The organism is Paenibacillus sp. XY044, from assembly GCF_002257645.1.
Taxonomy (GTDB): Bacteria; Bacillota; Bacilli; order Paenibacillales; family Paenibacillaceae; genus Paenibacillus_AQ.
On record NZ_NQMO01000010.1, the window covers coordinates 206,048 to 230,073 of the forward strand.

At 54.6% G+C, this 24,026-nt stretch carries 18 protein-coding genes and 1 other annotated feature; all 18 genes read left to right on the plus strand.

Annotation, left to right across the window (positions count from 1 at the left end; genetic code table 11):
* Positions 1-319 precede the first annotated feature (319 nt).
* The 18 genes from lonB (at position 320) to murC (ending at position 23,969) form a co-directional block, all read left to right on the plus strand.
* Complete coding sequence (gene lonB, locus CJP46_RS30480) at positions 320-2,074, plus strand: ATP-dependent protease LonB (RefSeq protein WP_094599388.1); 1,755 nt, start codon at positions 320-322, stop codon at positions 2,072-2,074.
* An 89-nt stretch (positions 2,075-2,163) separates the two neighbouring features.
* The gene (gene lon, locus CJP46_RS30485; protein WP_094599389.1) at positions 2,164-4,500 is read left to right on the plus strand and encodes an endopeptidase La; all 2,337 of its coding nucleotides are present in this window, start codon (positions 2,164-2,166) and stop codon (positions 4,498-4,500) included.
* Positions 4,501-4,518: 18 nt separating this feature from the next.
* On the plus strand, positions 4,519-5,154 hold the full coding sequence (gene yihA / locus CJP46_RS30490) for a ribosome biogenesis GTP-binding protein YihA/YsxC (protein ID WP_094599390.1): 636 nt from the start codon (positions 4,519-4,521) through the stop codon (positions 5,152-5,154).
* A 342-nt stretch (positions 5,155-5,496) separates the two neighbouring features.
* A complete protein-coding gene (locus CJP46_RS30495) occupies positions 5,497-6,084 on the plus strand; it encodes a non-ribosomal peptide synthetase module (RefSeq protein WP_094599391.1) in 588 nt (195 codons plus the stop codon).
* A 308-nt stretch (positions 6,085-6,392) separates the two neighbouring features.
* Positions 6,393-6,791 carry an adenosylmethionine decarboxylase gene (speD, locus tag CJP46_RS30500; RefSeq protein WP_094599392.1) on the plus strand — a complete coding sequence of 133 codons (399 nt, stop codon included), beginning with the start codon at positions 6,393-6,395 and terminating at the stop codon, positions 6,789-6,791.
* A 119-nt stretch (positions 6,792-6,910) separates the two neighbouring features.
* Positions 6,911-7,438, plus strand: a complete 528-nt coding sequence (locus tag CJP46_RS30505; RefSeq protein WP_143813058.1) for a hypothetical protein — start codon at positions 6,911-6,913, stop codon at positions 7,436-7,438.
* Between the two features lie 190 nt (positions 7,439-7,628).
* A complete protein-coding gene (hemA, locus tag CJP46_RS30510; protein ID WP_094599394.1) occupies positions 7,629-9,017 on the plus strand; it encodes a glutamyl-tRNA reductase in 1,389 nt (462 codons plus the stop codon).
* Positions 9,018-9,031: 14 nt separating this feature from the next.
* Positions 9,032-9,859 (plus strand): cytochrome c biogenesis protein CcsA, encoded by an 828-nt coding sequence (gene ccsA / locus CJP46_RS30515; protein WP_179281392.1) that lies wholly within the window; start codon positions 9,032-9,034, stop codon positions 9,857-9,859.
* A gap of 5 nt (positions 9,860-9,864) precedes the next feature.
* The gene (locus CJP46_RS30520) at positions 9,865-10,515 is read left to right on the plus strand and encodes a precorrin-2 dehydrogenase/sirohydrochlorin ferrochelatase family protein (protein WP_373558057.1); all 651 of its coding nucleotides are present in this window, start codon (positions 9,865-9,867) and stop codon (positions 10,513-10,515) included.
* Positions 10,515-11,471: a hydroxymethylbilane synthase gene (gene hemC, locus CJP46_RS30525; protein ID WP_094599396.1), complete on the plus strand. Its 957-nt coding sequence runs from the start codon at positions 10,515-10,517 to the stop codon at positions 11,469-11,471. Before CJP46_RS30520 ends, hemC begins: the two co-directional genes overlap by 1 nt.
* 11 nt (positions 11,472-11,482) lie before the next feature.
* Positions 11,483-13,036 (plus strand): uroporphyrinogen-III C-methyltransferase, encoded by a 1,554-nt coding sequence (gene cobA / locus CJP46_RS30530; protein ID WP_094599397.1) that lies wholly within the window; start codon positions 11,483-11,485, stop codon positions 13,034-13,036.
* A 56-nt stretch (positions 13,037-13,092) separates the two neighbouring features.
* Positions 13,093-14,091, plus strand: coding sequence for a porphobilinogen synthase (gene hemB, locus CJP46_RS30535; RefSeq protein ID WP_094599398.1), 999 nt, complete (start codon positions 13,093-13,095; stop codon positions 14,089-14,091).
* Between the two features lie 66 nt (positions 14,092-14,157).
* Positions 14,158-15,459: a glutamate-1-semialdehyde 2,1-aminomutase gene (gene hemL, locus CJP46_RS30540; protein ID WP_179281393.1), complete on the plus strand. Its 1,302-nt coding sequence runs from the start codon at positions 14,158-14,160 to the stop codon at positions 15,457-15,459.
* A complete protein-coding gene (locus CJP46_RS30545; protein ID WP_094599399.1) occupies positions 15,456-16,352 on the plus strand; it encodes an RluA family pseudouridine synthase in 897 nt (298 codons plus the stop codon). The genes hemL and CJP46_RS30545 overlap by 4 nt, the downstream gene beginning before the upstream one ends.
* A gap of 129 nt (positions 16,353-16,481) precedes the next feature.
* Positions 16,482-17,918, plus strand: coding sequence for a LysM peptidoglycan-binding domain-containing protein (locus tag CJP46_RS30550; protein WP_094599400.1), 1,437 nt, complete (start codon positions 16,482-16,484; stop codon positions 17,916-17,918).
* Between the two features lie 274 nt (positions 17,919-18,192).
* Positions 18,193-18,451 (plus strand) — a binding site (T-box leader).
* A 59-nt stretch (positions 18,452-18,510) separates the two neighbouring features.
* The gene (locus CJP46_RS30560) at positions 18,511-21,177 is read left to right on the plus strand and encodes a valine--tRNA ligase (protein WP_094599402.1); all 2,667 of its coding nucleotides are present in this window, start codon (positions 18,511-18,513) and stop codon (positions 21,175-21,177) included.
* A 46-nt stretch (positions 21,178-21,223) separates the two neighbouring features.
* On the plus strand, positions 21,224-22,600 hold the full coding sequence (locus CJP46_RS30565) for a bifunctional folylpolyglutamate synthase/dihydrofolate synthase (RefSeq protein ID WP_094599403.1): 1,377 nt from the start codon (positions 21,224-21,226) through the stop codon (positions 22,598-22,600).
* A 4-nt stretch (positions 22,601-22,604) separates the two neighbouring features.
* Complete coding sequence (gene murC, locus CJP46_RS30570; RefSeq protein ID WP_094599446.1) at positions 22,605-23,969, plus strand: UDP-N-acetylmuramate--L-alanine ligase; 1,365 nt, start codon at positions 22,605-22,607, stop codon at positions 23,967-23,969.
* Positions 23,970-24,026 lie beyond the last annotated feature (57 nt).

The window sequence follows — 24,026 nt, forward strand, 5'->3', positions numbered from 1 at the left end:
CTGCATGAGCAGACTGCGGCTTCTTTTTTTGAAGTTCTAGAATTTATATTTCTCGGGGTCCGACAAAGTATCTGAGTAAGCAGCGAAGCCCAAGTCTCACTTTGTGGGGTTATTTTGCTGGCTATAGCCAGAGGATCCATCCACAAGCGCACATTTTCCAAAAAAGATGCAAAAAACCCGGTCCATCCCGTTTACTCATGGGGGAAAAGGCTATACTACCATGTATCAGGCTAACGAACCCTTTTCCGGCAAGATGATTTCAATCTAAAAACATGCCGGAGAAGAAGCCACTTGAACTGAGAATCGGGAGGGTTTAAATATGGATTTAACCATGATTATGATGCTGGTACAATTTTTCTTTGCGATCATCATCGGCGTCTATTTTTGGAATTTACTCCGCGGGCAGAAGACGAACCGCACGGCGGTAGATCGGGAATCACGCAAAGAGATGGATAAGCTGCGCAAGCTGCGCTCCGTTTCGCTGACCAAACCGCTGGCCGAAAAAACGAGACCGCAGACGCTTCAGGATATCGTCGGACAAAAAGACGGCCTTCGTGCGCTGAAGGCCGCGCTGTGCAGCGGCAATCCGCAGCATGTCATCATCTACGGCCCTCCGGGAGTCGGGAAAACCGCTGCCGCTCGGGTCGTGATGGAGGAAGCCAAAAAAAATCCGGCTTCGCCTTTTAAAGCCGATGCCAAATTTACCGAAATCGACGCAACAACCGCCCGTTTCGACGAACGGGGCATTGCCGATCCGCTGATCGGATCGGTCCATGACCCGATCTATCAGGGTGCCGGCTCCATGGGCGTCGCCGGCATTCCTCAGCCTAAACCGGGTGCTGTCACGAAAGCGCACGGGGGCATTTTGTTTGTCGACGAAATTGGTGAATTGCATCCGATCCAAATGAATAAATTGTTAAAAGTGCTGGAGGACCGTAAGGTCCTGCTCGAAAGTGCATACTATAATTCGGAGGACAGCAACACTCCGGCCTACGTGCACGATATTTTCCAAAACGGCCTGCCTGCCGATTTCCGCTTGGTGGGGGCAACGACACGCTCGCCGCAGGAGATTCCACCGGCGCTGCGTTCGCGTTGTATGGAGATCTTTTTCCGTCCGCTGCTTCCTGAAGAGATCGGCCGCATTGCGGAGGATGCGATTCAAAAGATCGGTCTGAAGCCATGCCCGGAGGCGGTTGAGGTCGTGAAACAGTATGCGACCAACGGACGCGAGGCGGTCAATATCATTCAGCTGGCAGCGGGTCTGGCTCTGACGGAGAAAAGAGACTCCCTGTCGGCTTCCGACGTGGAATGGGTGGCAAGCAGCAGCCAGCTTCAGCCCCGTCCGGACCGGAAGGTTCCGGAGCATCCGCAGGTTGGCCTGGTCAACGGCCTCGCCGTGTACGGACCCAACATGGGTGCGCTGCTTGAAATCGAGGTGACGGCTGTTCCCGTCGCAAAAGGACAAGGCATCTACAATATTACCGGGGTCGTCGAAGAGGAAGAGATCGGCGGGGGCAGCTCCAGAACGCTGCGCCGTAAAAGTATGGCGAAGGGTTCCATCGAAAACGTGCTGACCGTTCTGCGTTCCATGGGCTTCTCGCCGGGCGATTATGATCTGCACATCAATTTCCCCGGAGGAACACCGATTGACGGCCCTTCCGCCGGCGTCGCCATGGCTACCGCCATCGTTTCGGCGATGAAAGGAATAGCGGTGGACAATCGTCTGGCCATGACAGGCGAAATCAGTATTCACGGCAAAGTGAAGCCGATCGGCGGTGTCATCGCCAAGGTCGAGGCGGCCTTCCAAGCGGGAGCGACGACGGTGATCATTCCGAAGGAAAATTGGCAGACCCTGTTCGAGGATTTGAACGGACTGCGCGTCATTCCGGTGGAGTCGATTCAGGAAGCGTTCGGGCATGTTTTCGGAAGCGAGCTGAACCGTCAGCTCGATAGCAGCGCTGAGGAAACCATCGAGCCCAGCGCCGCCCCTGAGACATTCCCGGCAGCTTCGGCGTCCTTCCTGCACGCCAAGCCTGCGCGTAACGGCCAAATCACGGATGCCGGCTCCTGCTGATCAGCCCACAAAGATTGGTGTTTTATGTGAACATTTGCTAAAATAAAATCGAATGTCATAACCTGAGAACGGCTGGAGGTGCAAAAGCGATGGGGCCCAGTAAATCAAAAGGCCGCCGGTTTCCTTTACTGCCTTTGCGAGGCCTTCTAGTCTACCCGAGCATGGTTCTGCATCTCGATGTAGGCCGGGAGAAATCGGTCAAAGCGCTGGAAAAAGCAATGGTGGAAGATAATTTGATTCTCCTTTGTTCTCAGTCCGAGGTGAACATAGAAGAACCAACGCAGGAAGATATTTTCCGGGTTGGCACAGTCGCCAATGTCAGACAGATGCTGAAGCTTCCGAACGGCACCATTCGGGTGCTGGTAGAAGGGATGGAGCGCGCCGAGATTATTCAGTACACGGACAATGAAGAATATTATGAAGTCATTGCCCGTGAGCTTAAGGAAGAAGACAGCGACGATCCTGAAGTGGATGCACTGATGCGTACGGTACTCAGTCAATTCGAGCACTATATTAATTTATCGAAGAAGGTAACACCCGAGACGCTGGCCGCGGTGTCCGATATCGACGAGCCCGGCAGGCTGGCCGACGTCATCACTAGCCATCTGTCGTTAAAAATCAAGGATAAACAGGATATTCTGGAGACCGTGGACGTTGGCAAACGGCTCGAGAAGCTTCTCGATATTCTGAACAATGAACGGGAAGTGCTGGAGCTGGAGCGCAAAATTAACCAGCGCGTCAAGAAGCAGATGGAGAAGACGCAGAAGGAATATTATTTGCGCGAACAGATGAAGGCGATTCAGAAGGAGCTGGGCGAGAAAGAAGGCCGCGCCGGAGAAGTCGATGAGCTGCGCGAGCAGATGAACAAGCAGGAGCTTCCCGAAAGGGTCAAAGAGAAGGTGGAGAAAGAAATCGACCGTCTCGAGAAAATGCCTGCAAGCTCGGCGGAAGGCGGCGTGATCCGCAATTATCTGGATTGGCTGCTCGGCCTTCCTTGGACGGCCAAGACCGAGGATGACCTGGATATCCATAAGGCGGAGCAGGTGCTCGACGAGGACCATTACAGCCTCGATAAACCGAAGGAGCGCGTGCTCGAATACCTGGCGGTTCAGAAGCTAGTCAAGAAGATGAAAGGGCCGATCCTGTGTCTGGTCGGACCTCCGGGTGTAGGTAAAACCTCGCTCGCCCGTTCGATCGCCAAATCGCTGGACCGCAAGTTTGTGCGGATATCGCTCGGCGGCGTGCGGGATGAAGCGGAAATCCGCGGTCACCGCCGTACCTACGTGGGAGCGATGCCTGGGCGGATTATCCAGGGAATGAAGAACGCGGGTGCGCTGAACCCGGTATTCCTTCTGGATGAGATCGACAAGATGGCTTCGGATTTCCGGGGAGACCCGTCTTCGGCGCTGCTGGAGGTGCTGGATCCGGAACAGAACAATACGTTCAGCGATCATTTTATTGAGATTCCGTTCGACCTGTCCCAAGTGATGTTTATTACGACGGCGAATGCCATTCATAATATTCCTCGTCCGCTGCTGGATCGGATGGAAGTACTCAACATTCCAGGTTATACGGAGCTGGAGAAGCTTCAAATAGCCATGCGCTACCTGCTGCCGAAGCAGAAACGGGAGCATGGCCTGGACGAAGACCAGCTGGAGATCGGGGAAGCGGCGCTCATGAAAGTGGTTCGGGAGTACACCCGTGAATCCGGCGTGCGGAGCCTTGAGCAGCAGGTCGCGGCATTGTGCCGGAAGGCGGCCAAGATCATCGTCTCGGAAGAGAGCGACAGAATCGTGATCGAACCGGACCAGGTGAAGGAATACCTCGGCAGCCCGAAATTCAGACACGGCGTAGCCGATCTGGAGGATCAGATCGGGGCGGTCACCGGTCTGGCTTGGACCGAAGTCGGCGGCGAGACGCTGATGATCGAAGTCACGGTTGTGCCGGGATCCGGCAAGCTGACCTTGACCGGCCAGTTGGGAGACGTGATGAAGGAATCGGCGCAGGCCGCTTTCAGCTACACGCGCACCAAAGCTGATGAGCTCGGCATCGATCCCGATTTTCACGAGAAGAACGATATCCATATTCATATCCCTGAAGGGGCCATTCCGAAAGATGGACCTTCGGCAGGCATTACGATTGCCACGGCTCTCGTGTCGGCCCTGACCAAGAAACATGTCTCCAAAGACGTCGCGATGACCGGCGAAATCACCCTGCGCGGCCGGGTTCTGCCGATCGGCGGGTTGAAGGAGAAATCGCTGGCAGCGCATCGCGCCGGCTACAAAAAAATACTGCTCCCGAAAGACAATGAGCGGGATCTGCGCGAGATTCCGGACAGCGTCAAAGACGAAGTTGAGTTTGTTCCGGTGTCCCATATGGACCAGGTGCTGAAGCATGCACTGGTGGAGCAGGCGGGAGTGCACTAGAGAGGGTTTTATTTAACCATGAAAGTAACGAATGCAGAATTTATTATCAGCGCTGTTGGCCCTGACCAATATCCTGTGGACGCCTTGCCGGAAATTGCTCTGGCAGGGCGTTCCAATGTCGGGAAGTCCTCGCTCATCAACCGGATGATTAATCGGAAGAATCTGGCGAGAACAAGCTCGACTCCGGGCAAAACCCAGCATATGAACTACTATCGTATTAACGAGGCTTTGTATTTTGTGGATTTCCCCGGGTATGGTTACGCCAAGGTATCGAAGACGCAGCGGCAGGCCTGGGGCAAGATGATTGAGAAATACATGCTGGAGCGGCACACGCTGAAGCTGGTCCTCATGGTGGTGGATCTTCGCCATCCGCCGACCAAGGATGATGTCATCATGTATGACTGGCTTAAGCATTACGACATCCCGATCTGCGTCGTGGCCACGAAAGCGGACAAAATTCCGAAGAGCCGCTGGCAGAAGCATGTCAAGCAGATGAAGGAGAGCCTCCTTCTCCGCAGCAATGATTTGTTCGTCATGTTTTCTTCTGAACTGGGTGTGGGTAAAGAAGAATTGTGGTCCGTGATCCAGTCCTTTGTCGAAAGCGGCGATTCTCCGCAGAATGGGATGGTTCAGCCGGAAGGGCAGCAGCAATGAAGCCTGTAACACCCTAACATGGCAGGAATGCAATAAATTCGCCATATGCTATAGGGATTCAGACTTTTCTCGTGAGGAAAGTGAGCATCCCATAAGATTTTTCGGCTACAATCCGGTTTAATCCGTTTTTTTATGAAATATGAAGGAAATTCATCATTCGCTCGGCAAGCCAATGTCCGAACATGTGCTGTATAATAATACTAAAGGTTGTGTAAGGCCATGAGGCCTTTCCAGTCATCACCCGCCGGTTCCGGCGGAAATTTTTGTTGCGATTATAGAATTGAGGGCAGCAATGCTGAACAATTCGTTCTATAATCATAAAAAAGAATTGAGGAGATTTTTATGGCTCAGCGGTTAGCCACAGAGTATGTTAAAACCACTTTACAAATGACGGAGCAGCAATTGAACCAATTTTTGCATTCGGCGGAAAGCTGTCATGTACATCCTTATGTGAAGGTACTGGACGGCGGAGGACAAGAAATTGTGCTTGAAGACGAAAGCGGCGAGGCGGTTCATCTCCCTCTGGAGCGTAAAGGTTCGTTATACATCTGTGAGTTGTCTTGCCGCTTGGTGAACCCTCATCTGACTAACGCGGTCCGCAAGTTATTCGTCGCCTGCAAAGGGGATGGGATCGTAAACCGCATTTATCAAGGATTCACAATGATGTATTATTATGAAAAAGGCTCGGTTCGAAAAATTGCGGAAGTCACGACTGCCCAGAGCAAGCTGGTGTATGAATATAAGCATACGACCGGGGAGCTTCAGCGGATGTTCCAGCTCACTGAGGTCGAACAGGAAATAACCCGCTTGTACCAGGACATTAACTTTTTACTGGATGAACGGAACAAAGCAGTGACTCCTGAACAGATTGCTGTCATTGACGAGAGATTGCGTCTCACCACACATAAATGGTTTACACTCGAGGCCTGAGATTGCCTTGAATAACAAGACCTCTTCGGTTAACGAAGGGGTCTTGTTGCGTTCCAAAACGCCCTGCAAAAAAGGGCGGCTGACGCGGGGATAACGGACTCAAAATAATTCCTTGCGAAGGATAAAAAAGGGTTGCAATTCGGGCGGATAGATGTTATTTTTAATCTCGTTGAAAAGAATATATAGGAACCAGGATTCACTCAGGACATTGAATGTTGCGAGAGATTATTCCCTCGGGAAGTGAATGACGTAGGTCCTAGCGGATGAAATTTTCAAACATTTTATTCCTAGGAAGGGGGAACCGAAGGATGGAATATTCAACTTTCGGAAGACACGTTGCTGTTGATACTTGGGGTGTAGATTTTGACATGCTGAATGACGCGGAGTTTTTGCAGGCTCAGATGGTTGAAGCAGCCGAAGCATGCGGTGCTACAGTGATGTCGGTACAATCCAAGCAGTTTGAACCACAGGGCGCTACAGTACTCGTACTGTTGTCGGAAAGCCACCTCTCGATCCACACGTATCCTGAGAGAGGATTCGCAGCGATCGACTGCTACACTTGCGGTGAGACGGTAGATCCACAATTGGCAATTGATTACCTGGTATCCGTATTGAAACCTGAAAAAACTTACGCCAAGAAACTGGTGCGCGGTTTGGGTGAATTGACAGTAGAAACCCCTGAACTGAGACAGAGCGAACTGGTGTAACTTAGCTGCACTAATAACGATAAGTAAATCATAACCATGGACATCTCCATGGTTATTTGTTTTTTTAGACTCCCATACAATGAGTAGTAAGCTCGTTGGACAGGGAGGTTCGCTTAAGCGTGAGAAGGAGAAAACAGAGGGATTTGTTGTTTGTCGGTTTGCTGCTGGTACTGCTCGTCAGCCTTGTCTACCAAGGATACCGGATGATGTGGCCTCATACAGAAGGAGAAAATGCCGAAAGGATGCTGTTTGAAGTAGCCCAGTTTCAAATGCAGGTGCTGGGAACCTCGCTGGCGGATGCGCAGGACAGTTCGCGCACCGATGAGCTGAATGCACTCAAGCTGGCGGCGTATTCGGCATCGTATGCTCACGACCGGCTTGCAAAAACTTTTGGAGATGGTGCCGTCGACCCGCTTAAACCGGTCGGAGATTTGGTTAATGTAATCACAGAGTGGCAAATCGGCGGCAACCGTCTCCTCAGCGACGCGGAGAAGGACATGCTGCTCCGGTACAGCCAGCTGTATGCAGGCGTCATGCCTGCATATGAGAAGCTGCTGAGCGAGGACGGCCACGTCATCACCTCGCAGGCGGGCGAGCTGAAGAAAATTGGCAAAGAACTTGCCAAGACGCTGGAAGAAACGCGATAAAGAGGGTATAAAGCCCTTTGCTTTGTGACACAATAAATCACATGTAATTTCATAAACATTTCAAAAATAGTTCAGAGAGAGCAGGACAATTGTGATATAATGAACACGTTGTTAATGAACGTACCGTCAGAAAAAACGTCCTGAACTGGATCTTTTTTTTTGAAATGAAACATAGGCAGGTGAACACGTAATGCACATCGTCGTTGTCGGATTAAACTATCGTACAGCGCCTGTAGAAGTGAGGGAACGTTTTACATTTGATCAAAGCGAGCTTCCAAAGGCACTCAGCCAGCTGATGCTGACGAAAAGTGTAATGGAAGGCGTGATTGTGGCTACGTGCAACCGCACTGAAATATACGTAGTGGTGGACCGTCTCCATATGTGCGGGTATTTCATCCGCAGCTTTGTGGAGCAATGGTTTGACATCCCAAGAGAAGAGTTTACGAAGCATTTATATATATATGAAGACGAGCAGGCCATTTCCCATTTGTTCCGGGTGACCTGCGGCCTGGACTCCATGGTGATCGGGGAGACGCAAATTTTGGGTCAGGTCCGCAGCGCCTTCCTGCAAAGCCAGGAGGAGAAAGCGACGGGCACCTGGTTCAACATGCTGTTCAAGCAGGCCGTGACCCTTGGCAAGAGAGCCCACTCGGAGACTTCCATTGGGGAAAGCGCAGTGTCCGTGAGCTATGCGGCCGTTGAGCTGGGCAAACGGATTTTTGGCATGTTCAACGACAAAAAAGTGCTCATTCTCGGTGCCGGCAAAATGAGCGAACTGACCGTCAAGCACCTGTACGCGAACGGGGCCGAAGAGGTGATCGTCGCCAACCGGACCCTGGCCCGAGCGGAAGAGCTGGCCAGCAAGTTTAAAGGTACTCCGTGCACGATGGAGCAGGCGATTGCCCGGCTTCACGAAGTGGACATTCTGATCAGCTCGACGGGTGCCAAGGATTACGTCCTTACGCCGGCGCAGGTCAGCGAGAGCATGAAGAAGCGGCAATCCCGGCCGCTGTTTATGATTGATATCGCGGTGCCGCGGGACATTGATCCGGCCATCGCCGAGATTAGCAACGTATTCCTGTATGATATTGATGATCTGGAAGGAATCGTTGAGAGCAACCTCGAAATGCGCCGGGCGGAAGCAGCGAAGATCGAAGTAATGATCGAAGAGGAGAAAACGGCGTTTTATCAATGGCTCAAGACGCTCGGCATCCGGCCGGCGATCCGTGCGCTTCAGGAGAAGTCCACGACGATTCATGAAGAGACGCTGGAAAGCCTGTTTAACAAGCTTCCTGAACTGGACGACCATCAGCGGAAGGTCATCCGCCGGTTGACCAAGAGCATCGTCAATCAGATGATGCACGATCCGATCAACCGCTTGAAGGAAATGGCGGGCGGCAAGGAAGGCAATGAGGCGCTTGAGTATTTCACACACATATTTGCTTTGGAAGAGGACATGAATGCGTCCGGTCATGGCAGCAGCGTCATGGAGAAATCCGGCCTGACCCATAATGGGATCAGCAAGAACCCGTCGGACATGAAGTTGTCCAAGGTTTCTTTGACTCCTGCAAGCCTGTAAGCCGGTAGGGGGAGTTGACATTGCTCACTGGTTTTTACGATGCCGGCATTTATATCTACGCCCTGAGCCTTCTGTTTTTTATCTCGGATTGCATACGACGCAATCAGGGGGCAAAGCGGATGGGTACAGGGCTTCTTGTTGTAGTTGGCGTTTTGCAGGGAGGCGCACTTCTTATTAGAGCGTGGCAGGAGAGCATGCTGCCGATTTTTACCCCATTCGATTTCTTGCTCTTATTTTCATTTAGTATCGTCATCGCCGCCCTGATCATGAACTGGGTGCAGCGGTCGGAGTTTGCTGTCCTGCTGCTGGGCATCATCGGATTCAGCGCCATGGTGCTCAACCGGTTATGGTTTGCGGCCGGGAACAACCCGCTGCGGCACTGGGAGACGGTGCACGGCCTGCTGATACTGCATATTACGCTCGCCAACCTAAGCTTCGCCGTATACTCCATTGCTGCCGTATTTGCCGGCATGTATCTGTTTCTTCACAGAAGATTGAAAGGGAAAAAATGGAGCGACACCGTCCGCCGGCTGCCGAGTCTTGAGCTGATGGACAAGTATACGTACCTGCTCGCATCGATCGGAACCCCGCTTTTATCCGTTTCATTCATCGTTGCGGTGCTGTCGCTCATTTCCGAAGGCAAGCTCAGCCTGCTACTGGATTTGAAAGTGGTCGCCACGCTTGCCGGACTGGGCATCTATTATTTTTTCCTTATCCGTAAACGTTCCAAACAGCATTCCGGTCAAGTGATGGCCCAGTGGATCCTGATCGGATATGCGTTTATCATATTTATTTTCGTACTGAATACATGGTCCGATTTTCACCGTTGGACAGGAGAGTGAAGCCTTTGTCGGTATATTTGCCCGTAATGCTGGATTGCGAGGGGCGCTGCTGCACCGTGGTGGGCGGCGGGGCGGTGGCCGAAAGAAAGGTGCATTCCCTGTTGACGGCTTTAGCCGATGTGAAGGTGATCAGTCCGGAAGTGACGCAAGGACTGCGGCAGCTTGCCCTGGAAGGCCGGATCCGCTGGATTTCCCAAGAGTACGCGGCGGGAGATTTGGCGGGGGCCTTTTTGGTCTATGCAGCAACCTCCTCGCCTGCCGTGAACGCTGCGGTGATAAACGAAGCGGAGCGGTCGGGCGTGCTGGCGAACGCGGCCGGCGGCGGCCGGACGGGTTCTTTTATTAGCGCGAGCGTGCTTCGCCGGGGCAGGCTGCTGATCGCCGTGTCCACATCGGGTGCCGGACCGGCGCTTGCCGCGGACATTTGCGACAGGCTGGAGGAGGAATACGGCCCCGAATACGAGGAATATCTCGAATGGATGTACCGGTTGCGCAGCAGCATTAAGAGGCAGGTTACGCGCCCGGAAACCCGGCAAAGATTATTAATGAAAGCGGCAGAGCTTGAGGTGCTGGATGAAATCCGCGAAGGCACGTTTGAGCCGTGGGATACGGAACAAATCAAGCAATGGATAGCGAACAACCAGGAGGAATCATGATGCGGACAATCGTAGTAGGCAGCAGACAAAGTGCACTGGCATTAACGCAGACCGGGCAGGTCATCGACCAGCTCAAGCAGCTGTGCGCAGAACACGGGTTTGATTTTCAATTCGAAGTGAAAAAGATCGTGACGAAAGGCGACCGCATTTTGGATGTGACGTTGTCCAAGGTCGGCGGGAAAGGCTTGTTCGTTAAAGAAATCGAGCAGGCCATGCTGGACGGCGAGATCGATATGGCCGTGCACAGTATGAAGGACATGCCTTCGGTTCTGCCCGAGGGCTTGATGAACGGTGCGGTGCCTCGCCGCGTCGACCCGAGGGACTGCCTCATTTCCCTCAATGGGAAAAGCATCGACGAGCTTCCGCAGGGAGCGAAAGTGGGCACGAGCAGCCTTCGCCGCTCAAGCCAGCTCAAGGCTCACCGGCCGGATCTGGAACTGGAACCGGTTCGCGGCAATATTGACTCGCGCTTGCGCAAGCTGGAGACGGAAGGCTTTCAGGCGATCATTCTCGCGGCTGCCGGGCTGTACCGTATGGGCTGGGAGGAAAAGATCAGCTCGTATATTCCGGTGGAGACTTGTCTGCCGGCCGTAGGCCAAGGAGCGCTTGGCATCGAATGCCGGGAAAATGACGCGGAGCTGCGCAGATTGCTTGATTTATTTAACGACAAAGAATCGGAACTGACCGTTGCCGCCGAACGCAAGTTTCTCGCCGTATTGAACGGTGGCTGCCAGGTGCCGATCGGGGCTCATGCCGTACTTGTTCCGTCCGGATCGGGGCATTCCCAAGAGACTCCGCCCGTTATACAATTAACGGGAATGGTAGGATCTCCCGAAGGGGACGTCATTTTAAAAGAAACGCTGACTGGAACGGATCCGCAGAAGCTCGGCGAAGATGTTGCGAACAAGCTGATTGCCCAGGGAGCCGAGAGAATTCTGGAACAGACCAGGGAGTAGGGGATGAGAACATGGCGGGAAGAGTATTTTTGGTGGGAGCCGGACCCGGGCATGCCAAATTAATTACGGTAAAAGGGCTGGAGTGCCTGCAAAAGGCGGATGTCGTCGTATATGACCGTCTGGCGGGGCCGCAGCTGCTGCATTCGCTCAAGCCGGGAACGGAAAAAATTTACGTCGGCAAGCTCCCGGACCGCCATACGATGAAGCAGGAAGAGATCAGCCAGCTGCTGGTAGACCTCGCCCTGCAGGGGAAGACGGTCGTACGGCTGAAAGGCGGCGACCCGACGATATTCGGGCGCGTGGGTGAGGAAGCTGAACTGCTGAAGCAAAACGGCATTCCTTATGAAATCGTGCCCGGCATTACGGCGGCGATCGGTGTCCCGGCGTACGCGGGCATTCCGGTGACCCACCGGGATTTGGCATCTTCCTTGTCCATCATCACCGGGCATGAAAGCCCGGACAAGCTGGACCGGATGATCGAATGGGACAAGGTCACAAACGCGACCGGAACGCTGGTCTTTATGATGGGCGTGGCCAAGATCGGCTATATCGCCGAGCAGCTGATGCGCCATGGACGCAAACCGGACACGCCCGTGGCGCTGATCCGGTGGGGGACGCGGGCGGAACAGGCAGTGCTTGCCGGAACGCTGGCCGACATTGCGGAGAAAGTGAAGCAGGCGGACTTTCAGCCGCCGGCCGTCATCGTTGTCGGCGACGTCGTGCGGCAGCGCGAGCAGCTCAAATGGGCGGAGTCGCTGCCGCTGTTTGGCAAACGCATCCTGGTGACCCGCTCCAGAGCCCAAGCAAGCGACCTGGTCAACCGGATCGAGGAACTCGGCGGGGAACCCTACGAATTTCCTGTGATCGAGACGGTGTATCCCGAAGCGGCCGATCTTAAGCAGGGCATCCACGACGCCTTCGCCCGGCTCGATGAATACGACTGGGTGTTTTTTACAAGCACCAACGGCGTCGACTACTTCTTCCGCCATCTGAAGGAACAGGGGAAGGACATTCGGCAGCTGCACCGGGCACGGATCGCGGCGGTCGGTCCGGCTACGGCCGAGGCGCTCGGACAGCGAGGTATTATCCCCGTGGAGCTGCCGGACCGCTTCCAGCAGGAGGGAATGATCGAGACACTGGGCAGCCAGCTGCTCGCCGGCCAGAAGGTCCTCCTTCCGCGCGGAGATCTGGCGCGGAACTGGCTGCCTGAAAAGCTCGCCGAGATGGGACTCGAAGTCACCGGCACGGTGATATACCAGACGATCGCCGGGCGGGAGGACGACCCCGAATTGATCCGGCTGCTGGAAGAGGGCGGGATTCATGCTGTGACGTTCACCAGCTCGTCGACGGTGAACAATCTGCTTTCAATTTTGAAGCGGATGGGAATTCAGGACCCGGCGGTTCTGCTGCAGGGTGTGGAAGTTGCATGTATAGGAGAAATTACGGCCAAGACAGCCCGTGACGCGGGACTTGAAGTTGGTATCATTGCCGAAGAGGCGACGCTGGACAGCCTTGTCCGGTCGCTTTGTCTGTGGAACGCGGAAGCTGCGGCCGCATCAGAATAGAAGAGTCTGGGCTGACCATGACTAAGACAATATATATCAACAGGAGGTTTACAGCTATGAGTTTTCCAATGGTAAGACACCGGCGCCTCCGCCAGTCCGCCGGCATGCGGAACATGGTGCGCGAAACGGTGCTGAACGTTAATGACCTGATCATGCCGATTTTTGTAACCTATGGAGAAAATGTGAAAAACGAGATTTCATCCATGCCGGGAGTCTATCATTTTTCGCTGGACCGGTTGAAAGAAGAAGTGGACGAAATCGCATCCCTCGGCATTCCGGCCGTGCTGCTGTTCGGTATCCCGGAAACAAAGGACAGCGTCGGCTCCTCGGCCTTTGCGGAAGACGGCATCGTTCAGGAAGCAACGCGCCTGATCAAGTCCTGGTATCCGGATCTGCTCGTCGTGGCAGACACCTGCCTCTGCGAGTTTACGGATCACGGCCACTGCGGTATGGTGCATACTTTCGAACGCGACGGCCATGTGTGCGGCGACGTCATGAACGATGAGTCGCTCGAACTGCTGGTCAAGACGGCGGTATCCCAGGCGAAAGCCGGCGCCGATATTATCGCGCCGTCCAACATGATGGACGGCTTCGTGCAGGCGATTCGCGCAGGGCTCGACGAGAACGGATTCGAGCATGTGCCGATCATGTCCTATTCGGTCAAATATGCTTCCGCCTTCTACGGCCCATTCCGTGAAGCGGCCGATTCGGCGCCGCAATTCGGCGACCGGAAAACATACCAGATGGACCCGGCCAACGCACGCGAAGCGCTGCGTGAAGCGGAGTCCGACGTGCTCGAAGGGGCGGACATGCTGATGGTCAAGCCTTCCTTGTCCTATATGGATATTATGCGCACGCTGAAGGATCAGTTCGACCTGCCGCTCGTCGCTTACAACGTGAGCGGAGAGTACTCCATGGTCAAAGCAGCGGCCCTTCAAGGCTGGATCGACGAGAAGGCCGTAGTGCAGGAAATGCTGACGAGCATGAAGCGTGCCGGTGCGGATATTATTATTACTTACTTTGCCAAAGACGTGGCCCGGTGGATCAAGGGGTAACAGGAGCATCGGAGCAAAATCCCCACTTTGTGGGGCGATTTAAACCGACAGATTGGAGTGAACGACATGAGCAGTATGTCTGGAAAGCGCAAGGAGGAGGCTTCCCGGTCGGCCTTTGAAGAAGCCAAACAATATATTCCCGGCGGTGTGAACAGCCCGGTACGCGCCTTTAAATCGGTTGGCCTTACGCCGATTTATGTGGACCACGCCCAAGGATCGCGCGTGTACGATATTGACGGCAACAGCTTTATCGACTACGTCGGATCCTGGGGGCCCTTGATTATGGGACATGCCCATCCGGAAGTGATTGCTGCGGTTCAGGAAACGGCGGCCAAAGGGACGAGCTTCGGCGCGCCTACGCTGATTGAGACGGAAATGGCCAAGCTCGTGTGCGAACGGGTCCCTTCGATCGACATTGTCCGGATGGTCAATTCGGGAACGGAAGCGACGATGAGCGCGATTCGCCTGGCCCGCGGTTATACGGGACGCAGCAAAATTTTAAAATTTGAAGGCTCCTATCATGGACACGCGGACAGCCTGCTCATCAAAGCCGGCTCCGGTGTAGCGACGCTTGGCCTGCCTGACAGCCCGGGCGTGCCGGAAAGCGTAGCGAGCAATACGATCACGGTTCCATACAACGACTTTGAGTCGGTAACGGTTGCCTTTGAACGTTTTGGCGAGGAGATCGCCTGCGTCATCGTGGAGCCGGTGGCTGGGAACATGGGCGTCGTGCCTCCGCTTCCGGGCTTTCTGGAGGGACTGCGCGAAATTACGACGAAATATGGCAGCCTGCTCATTTTTGACGAGGTCATGACCGGTTTCCGGGTTCATCTGAACTGCGCCCAAGGCCGGTTCGGCATTACGCCTGACCTGACCTGTCTTGGCAAGGTCATCGGCGGCGGACTGCCTGTCGGCGCATATGGCGGCAAGCGCGAAATCATGGAGAAGGTGGCGCCGTCCGGTCCGATTTATCAAGCGGGTACGCTGAGCGGAAATCCGCTGGCCATGGCGGCCGGATTTACGACGCTGAAGCTCCTGACACCTGCGGTATATGACCAGCTGGAAGAACGCGCTGCCCGTCTGGAAGCCGGTTTTGTGAAAAATGCCAAGGAGCTTGGTATCCCGGTAACGATCAACCGCGTCGGCTCCATGGTATGTCCTTTCTTCACGGAAGGGCCTGTCGTGAATTACGATACGGCGAAGTCGAGCGACATTCCGCGTTTCACCAAATATTTCGGCAATTTGATTGAGGAAGGCGTGAGCGTGGCTCCTTCCCAGTTTGAGGGGATGTTTGTATCGGCTGCCCATAGCATCGAAGACATCGATGCCACGATCGAAGCCAATTACAACGCCCTCAAGCGGCTGTGAGCCTGAACCACTGGCTCCGGCGCGGGGAATGGCTGGAGCTGGCTCCCGGCAAAAGAATCGCATCCGCCGAAGACCGCGAAGCGGCGGCCATAGCTTGGCTGCTGAACGAGGCGGGCATGCCCGAGAAGCTGCTTGGGCAGCTTAAGGCATCGAACGGCATCGAATGGAAAGGGGACCGGCTTCGGCTGGCCCTTTTTGCTGCCCGCGAGGCAGGGATCGAACCGGTGTGGACGGACCTGACCGTGCTGTACGAGGACGACTTCTGCCTGGTCGTTCACAAGCCTGCCGGGATGAAGGTTCATCCGGACGGGCACTCCGAAGAAACGACATTGGATCATGCCGTGGCCGCCCATTATCAGGTGCAAGGCGAAGAGATCGCGGTCAGGCACATCCACAGGCTGGACCAGCATACCTCCGGGCCCGTGCTGTATGCCAAAAATGACTGGGCGCAGCTTGTGCTGGACAAGGAAATGAGCGGCAAGCGGATATCGCGGATTTACGCGGCCTTCGTCGAAGGGAGAATTCCCGCGGATTTGAAGGTCATCGACCTGCCCATAGGAAAGGACCGCCATCACAAGCAGCGCAGACGGGTGTCCCCGGGAGGACAGCCTGCCGTGACCCGGGTTCTCCGTGCAGAGTCCGGGAATAAAGCCAGCCTCGTCTATTTGGAGCTGGAAACCGGACGGACGCATCAAATACGCGTCCATCTCAGTCATGTCGGCCATCCGCTGCTGGGCGATGCCTTGTACGGCGGAAACACATCCGTCATTGGCAGGCAAGCGCTCCACGGGGAGCGTCTCTCTTTCGCCCATCCGTTGACACGCGAGCAGATTGAGGTGAGCGATCCGTGGCCCGAGGACATGGAGCGGCTCAAAGCACTTGTGAGATCGTAGACCTAAGTATCATATGAAAACTGGCATGCTCCTCTTTTTAAAGCATATAAATAGAACGAGTAATGATTTTGGCTCGTGCTGTGGGAATGGCCCACGGTTAGAAATATGCCGAAAAGGAGGACGTTATTTGTGTTTGACCAGTCCTACGGTTTACGCTTTGACATTTACGAACGCATTCATTTAAACGAAGACGTGGCGGGGATCGAAGAACTCGAGGAAATCGAGCTGCTTCCGCATATTCAGGTGATCAGCCAGGACGAACAAGCCAATCTGCGCGGCCATCTGCTGCTGACGGGTCTGTACAGAGGCGAAGGTGAGGAAGAAGGAGCGCAGCGGCTGGAGCATTTCATTCCGGTGGAGATTACGGTTCCTTTGAACCGGGTGACCTCGCTGGACGACATCGCGGTAGAAATTGAAAACTTCGACGTCGACTTGCTGTCCAAGCGGAGCCTGAACATCACGGGCGTGCTCTCCCTGCGCGGCATCGAAACCCAGTCGGAATCATCCGCCTGGAAAGCAGATGAATTCACGGTGGTCCATGCACCGGACGAGGACATTCAGGAGGATGCCTCCATCTTCGCTCAAGAGCGGGAAGAGGAGCTGGCTTCCGCACCCGTTCAGCGTGATTTCACGCCGCAGGATGAACCTGCGCCTGCACAGTCCTTTACGCAGCCCCCACCCCAAATCCAGGAGGAACAGCCGGAACCTGCGCAGGTTCTGAGCGAAGCCGCCGAAGAAAGGGACACTGAGGAAGCTCAGGAAGCGGCAGCATGGGAAGCCGTATGGCAAGCGTCCGCTCTGCGTCCATCCGCGCCGGACGAAGAGGCAGAGCCTGTAGCTTCCGAACCGCTCGAAACCGCATCGCCGTCTACCGCCTGGGAATTTACCCGCGAACCTGAGCAGGAAGCGTCGGCGCCTCCGCCGCAGGTGGCTGGAGTATCCGCTTTACATACGGACAAGGAACCATCGGACCGGACAGCGGAGCCCCAGTACCCGAACAAGTGGCATTTTGAGCATGAAGAGGAATCGGAGCTGCTGAATCCGGAAACGACGGCTGTTCAGGCGGATGAGGAAACGGAAGAAGACATCTATTTGAACGCTGCAGGCAAAGATCCGTTCAGCGAGCCTGCTTTCCCGTTTGGGGCTTTCCAGGATAAAGCTCAGCAGGAAGAACCGCCCGAAGACAGGGAAATGCGGATCGCGCTCGGAAGCAAAAAGGAACCTGACACCGGAGAGAAGGAAGCGATCGGCTTTTCCTCGATCTTGTCCTCGAGCCGTTCCATCAAGGAACTCGAGTACCAGCAGGCGCAGGAGGAACAGCAGGCTGCCGAAGCCAGCGCCGGTGCGAATGCTTCCGAGGCCGAGGATGTCAAGTGGAAGAACCTGTTCCTCGGCAGCATCTCAGAGCAGACGCCGTTCCGTAAAGTTCGGCTGTGCATCGTTCAGCGGGAGGAGACGCTTGAGACGATTGCAGACCGCTACCAGCTGACGCCGCGGGAGCTCGTTCTGTACAACCGGCTGGCGGATCAGACCGTGCAGGAAGGACAGATCCTGTATATCCCATAAAGTTTTCGATGCATTCAGAAGAGTCTGGCGCTTTGCGGCGCCGGGCTCTTTTTTTTGTGCCGGCATGCGGTCTGTCTACACACGGGAAAATGGTCCTGCACTTTGGGCCAAGGGAAGTTGACTATCGACATGAAGCGCGTTATTATGGAGTATATGTTTTGCAGAAAAACATGAATCGACGTCAATTACAGAAGACACACCGTTTTTGGCGGAAGTTTTTCTTGCGATCGTAATCGCTTCAGCTTCGCTGAAAAGTGATCCATTCAACCATCTTCAAAAAACGATGAACGGGAAGAGTAGGCGGTATTGCCCTTCAGAGAGCGGAATTGCAGCGCTGGAAGATTCCGCAGGATGCAGCTGTCCGAAGTCGCCCGGAAGTTGTCGGTTTGAGCACCTGCGTGCGAAAGCGCGGGAGGTAGAGCCGGCCGGTTGCAGCCGTTATCTGTATGGAGTGTTGCGGAGGGCATGCATTTTTGTGCTGCTTGTCGCAAAACAAAGGTGGTACCGCGAAAGAACAACCTTTCGTCCTTTGAGGACGAAAGGTTTTTTTGTATTTTGGGCAAAGCTGATCTTGTGATGGAGGATGAACAATATGACAGACCAGGAAAACCAAGCAACAACCGGGATGCCGACGACGTATGACCCGAAATCGGCCGAGAAGAAATGGTACAAATACTGGATCGACGGACAGTATTTCAAAGCCGGGCAGAAGCCCGGGGCGGAGCCGTACACAATCGTTATTCCGCCACCTAACGTAACGGGGATGCTCCATATCGGGCACGCCCTCGACTTTACCCTGCAGGATATTCTGATCCGCACGAAGCGCATGCAGGGATACGACGCCTTATGGCTTCCGGGCTCGGACCATGCGGGCATCGCGACGCAGACCAAGGTGGAGCAGAAGCTGCGCGAGCAGAACATTTCCCGCCACGACTTGGGGCGCGAGAAGTTTCTGGAGAAAGTATGGGAATGGAAGGACCAATATGCGGAAACGATTCATGAACAATGGGCTAAAATGGGCTTTTCGCTGGATTACTCCAGAGAGCGGTTTACGCTCGATGAAGGGCTGTCGAAGGCGGTTCGCGAAGTTTTCGTGAAACTCTATGAAAAAGGGCTGATCTACCGCGGCAAAAAGATCATCAACTGGGATCCGGCCGCCAGAACCGCCTTGTCTGATATTGAGGTCGAATATAAAGAAGTTAACGGCCATTTGTATCATTTGCAGTATCCGCTGAAGGACGGAAGCGGCCATATCACGGTAGCGACCACGCGCCCCGAAACGATGCTCGGCGATACGGCGGTAGCCGTTCATCCGGAAGATGAGCGCTACAAGGACATGATCGGCAAGATGCTCGTGCTTCCGATTGTCGGACGCGAGATTCCAATCATCGCCGACGAGTACGTAGAACGCGAATTCGGCAGCGGCGCCGTGAAGATTACCCCGGCACACGATCCGAACGACTTCGAAGTGGGTCTGCGCCACGATCTGCCGCAAATTACCGTGATGGATGAGACCGGAACGATGAATGACCAGGCCGCGAAGTACGAAGGAATGGATCGGACCGATTGCCGTAAGCAGATCGTTCAGGATTTGAAGGATCTCGGCGTGCTGATTAAAATCGAAGACCACGTGCACCAGGTGGGACACAGCGAGCGCACAGGCGCGGTGGTAGAGCCTTATTTGTCGACGCAGTGGTTCGTTAAAATGCAGCCGCTCGCGGAAAGAGCCATCAAGGCTCAAAAAGAGGGTAAAGGCGTACGGTTCGTTCCGGATCGTTTTGAGAAAACGTATCTGAACTGGATCGAAAACGTCCGCGATTGGTGTATTTCCCGCCAGCTGTGGTGGGGACATCGGATTCCGGCTTGGTACTGCGAAGCCTGCGGCGAAATTCACGTCGCACATGATGATGTAACCCAATGCTCCAAATGCGGAAGCACGGAGCTTACGCAGGATAACGACGTACTGGACACCTGGTTCAGTTCGGCGCTGTGGCCGTTCTCCACGCTCGGCTGGCCGGAGCAGACGGCGGATCTGGAGCGTTATTACCCGACGAATGTGCTCGTTACGGGTTATGACATCATCTATTTCTGGGTAGCCCGGATGATCTTTACCGCGCTGGAATTTACGGACGAAATTCCGTTCAAGGACGTGCTGATGCACGGTCTGGTCCGGGATTCGGAAGGACGGAAAATGTCCAAGTCGCTCGGCAACGGCGTCGATCCGCTCGAGGTAATCGAACGTTACGGTGCGGATGCGATGCGCTATATGATCTCCACGAGCAGTACGCCGGGGCAGGATCTGCGCTTCCGTTGGGAACGCGTGGAGCAGGCGCGCAACTTTGCCAACAAAATTTGGAACGCTTCCCGGTTCGCCCTGATGAACTTGGAAGGATTCACATATGACGACATTGACATAAGCGGAGAACTCAGCACGGCGGACCGCTGGATTCTCCACCGTCTGAACGAAACTTCCCGTGACATTACGCGTCTAATAGATGCCTACGAATTTGGTGAAACGGGCCGGCTCCTGTACAACTTCATTTGGGATGACCTCTGCGACTGGTACATTGAGTTTGCCAAACTCTCATTGTACGGAGACAATGCCGCCGCCAAGAAAACGACGCAGTCGGTACTTAGCTATGTGCTGGACCGCACGCTGCGGATGATTCATCCGTTTATGCCGTTCATCTCCGAGGAAATCTGGCAGCATCTGCCGCACGAAGGGGAAACGATCACGCTTGCCGAATGGCCGCAGTATGATCCAACCTTCGAGAATGCCGAAGCTGCGGACGAGATGTCGCTGCTGATGGATGCCATCCGTGCCGTGCGCAACATCCGCGCGGAAGTAAACGTTCCGATGAGCAAGAAGATCGAGCTGATGCTGAAGGCGGGCGACGAACAAGTGCTGCAGATCGTGAACCGGAACGAAATCTACGTTCAGCGCTTCTGCAACACTTCGAGCTTTGTGGCCGGTCTTGATCTGGCGACGCCGGACAAGGCGATGACCGCCGTAATCACCGGAGCCGAGCTGTACCTGCCGCTTGCCGGCCTGATCGATATCGACCAGGAAATCGCACGGCTGGAGAAAGAGCTGCAGCATCTGAACAGCGAAGTGCAGCGGGTGGAGAAAAAGCTGGCCAACGAAGGCTTCGTGGCCAAAGCGCCGGCGAAAGTTATTGAAGAGGAGAAGGCCAAGATGGCCGACTACTCCGATAAACGCGGCAAAGTCATCGCACGGATCGAAGAGCTGAAAGGCTGATAACGACGCAGCAGAAAATTTACTAATAATTCAGAAGGTGAATGGTATGGGGGATCAAATCGAAGCCGGACGGGAGGCTTCTCTGCGCACATATAAAGAGGCGGCGGATTGGATTAACGGTCTGATTCCGTTTGGAATCCGGCCTGGCATGCAGCGGATCGAGACGTTGATGGAGAAGTTCGGAAATCCGCACCGGAGGCTGAAATTCATTCATGTCGCCGGCACGAACGGAAAAGGGTCGACATGCGCCTATTTGACCCGTGTGCTTCTGCAAAGCGGTTATTCGGTAGGCACGTTTACTTCGCCGTATATCACCAAATTCACGAACCGCTTCCAGTACAACGGGGAAGACATTCCGGAGGAGGTGCTGCTCTCCCTGGCGAACCGCCTGTATCCTGTGGTTCAGGAGATCGCGGCCACGGATCTCGGATCGCCGACAATGTTCGAAGTGTCCACGGCACTGGCGATATTGTATTATGCCGAGGAATGCTACCCTGACGTGGTTGTATGGGAGACCGGGCTCGGGGGAAGGCTGGATGTAACGAACATCGTTCACCCCATCGTCTCGGTCATCACCAATGTGGGGATGGATCACACCGATATTCTTGGCGATACGCTTGCGGAAATTGCCACAGAGAAAGCCGGCATCATCAAACCGGGCGTTCCGGTGGTCAGCTGCGTGGATCAGCCGGAAGTCATTGAGGTGCTGAAGAAAAAAGCCGAAGAGTGCCGATCGACGCTGTATTTGGCGGGAGAGCAGTTCTCCTACCAATATACCGGTCTGGACGATTCCTTGCAGACATTCCATTTCAAAGGGCCTTTCCGCGAACTGGATCTGAAGATCGGGATGAAGGGCGAGCACCAGATTGCCAATGCCGCCGGCGCATTGATGGCGCTGGAGGTGCTGCGGCAGTACATGGCTTTTGTCATGGACGATGAGGATCTGCTGAAGGGATTCCGGGATACAAAATGGGCCGGCCGGCTCGAAGAAGTGGGCGATTCTCCGCGTATCGTCCTGGACGGAGCGCATAATCCCGAGGGGCTGGAAAGCCTCAGCAAGAGCCTGCAAAGGCATTATCACTTTAAACAGTTAAATTTGATGATGGGAATGCTGTCAAATAAGCATCATGAGTCCTCTTTGAAGCATATACTTCCAATAGTGGATACGCTTATCCTGACCGAGCCGGATTTCCGGAAAAAAATGGACGCTGATGCCTTGCTGGACATTGTGGAGCGGCTGAAGCATTCTCACGGCAAACCAGGTTTGCAGATCATCGTAGAACCGGATTGGAAACACGCGCTAGACATACTTAAGTCACGGACAGAACCGGGGGATTTGGCAGTGGTGTCCGGCACGCTATATTTGATTTCCGATGTGCGGGCAGCCCTGCTGGGTCAGACCGATTCTGAAAAAGGTTGGTGAAAATCTGTTGAATTCTGAACATGTTCATTTTATCGGTATTGGTGGCTACGGGATGAGCGCCATCGCACGGGTTATGCTGGAAATGGGATATACGGTCACGGGTTCGGATGTGGCCGCCCAGGAATTAACGGAAAAGCTGGCTGCCAAGGGAGCCAAAATTTATATAGGCCATACGGCGGAGCAGGTTCACGGAGCGGACTTGGTCGTCTATTCGACGGCGCTTCCCAGGGACAACGTAGAACGCGCAGAGGCGGAGCACCTGAACATTCCGATCCTTCACCGCTCGCAAATGCTGGCCAGATTGCTGAATGAACGCAAAGGAATCGCTGTCGCGGGAGCACACGGCAAGACGACCACGTCCTCCATGATTGCACTCGCCATGGAGGAATGCGGCGCGGATCCGACGTTTATTATCGGCGGAGAAATTATGAACGTCGGCACGAACGCCAAAGCCGGCAAAGGGGACTACGTGGTGGCTGAGGCGGATGAGAGCGACGGCTCCTTTTTGCAGTACCATCCGTGGCTCGGCATCGTGACGAACATTGAAGCGGATCATCTTGAAAACTATGACGGCGATTTCGAGAAACTGAAGAGCGCTTATGTACAGTTTTTGAGCCAGATCAGGGAAGACGGTACGGCTGTCGTCTGCGCAGACGACGCGAATATCCGCGCGATCCTACCGTCGATCCGCTGCAATGTGGCCACATACGGGATCGACTCCGAAGCGGAATATACCGCCGAGGATCTGGTCCTGGGCGACCGTCACGTATCCTTCACGATGAAGCATAACGGACAGACGTTGGGGACCGTGGAGCTCTCCGTTCCGGGCCGCCACAACGTCTACAACGCGATGGCTACAGTGATCGCCTGCCTGAAAGCCGGGATTCCGTTCGAATCCATCGCTGCTGGCGTCTCGAAGTTCCACGGCGCCAAACGCCGGTTCCAGGTGCTCGGTGAGAAGAACGACATTTTGATCATCGACGATTACGCGCATCATCCGACGGAAATTGAAGCCACGATCAGCGCCGCCAAGGCTACAGGCAAAAAGATCATCGCCGTATTCCAGCCGCAGCGCTATACGCGGACCTTCTTCCTGCTCGATGCGTTCAGCCGGGCGTTCGGCGAAGCCGATGAAGTGATCATTACCGACATTTATTCGCCGGCCGGAGAGAAGCAAATCGAGGGCGTGAGCTCTTCGAAGCTGGTTGATTTGATCGTCAAGAACAGCAATGCGGGTGCCCGCTATCTACCGACGAAAGAGGACGTCCTGAACGATCTGAAGCCGCGGCTCCAGCCAGGGGTGCTTGTCCTGACCATGGGAGCGGGCGATATTTGGAAAGTCGGGGCGGAAATCGCCAAGACGATGTAATGGATGCCTATGCCGGACTGGGGCAGGCTGCGTAACAGAATGACCATGAGAAACCGT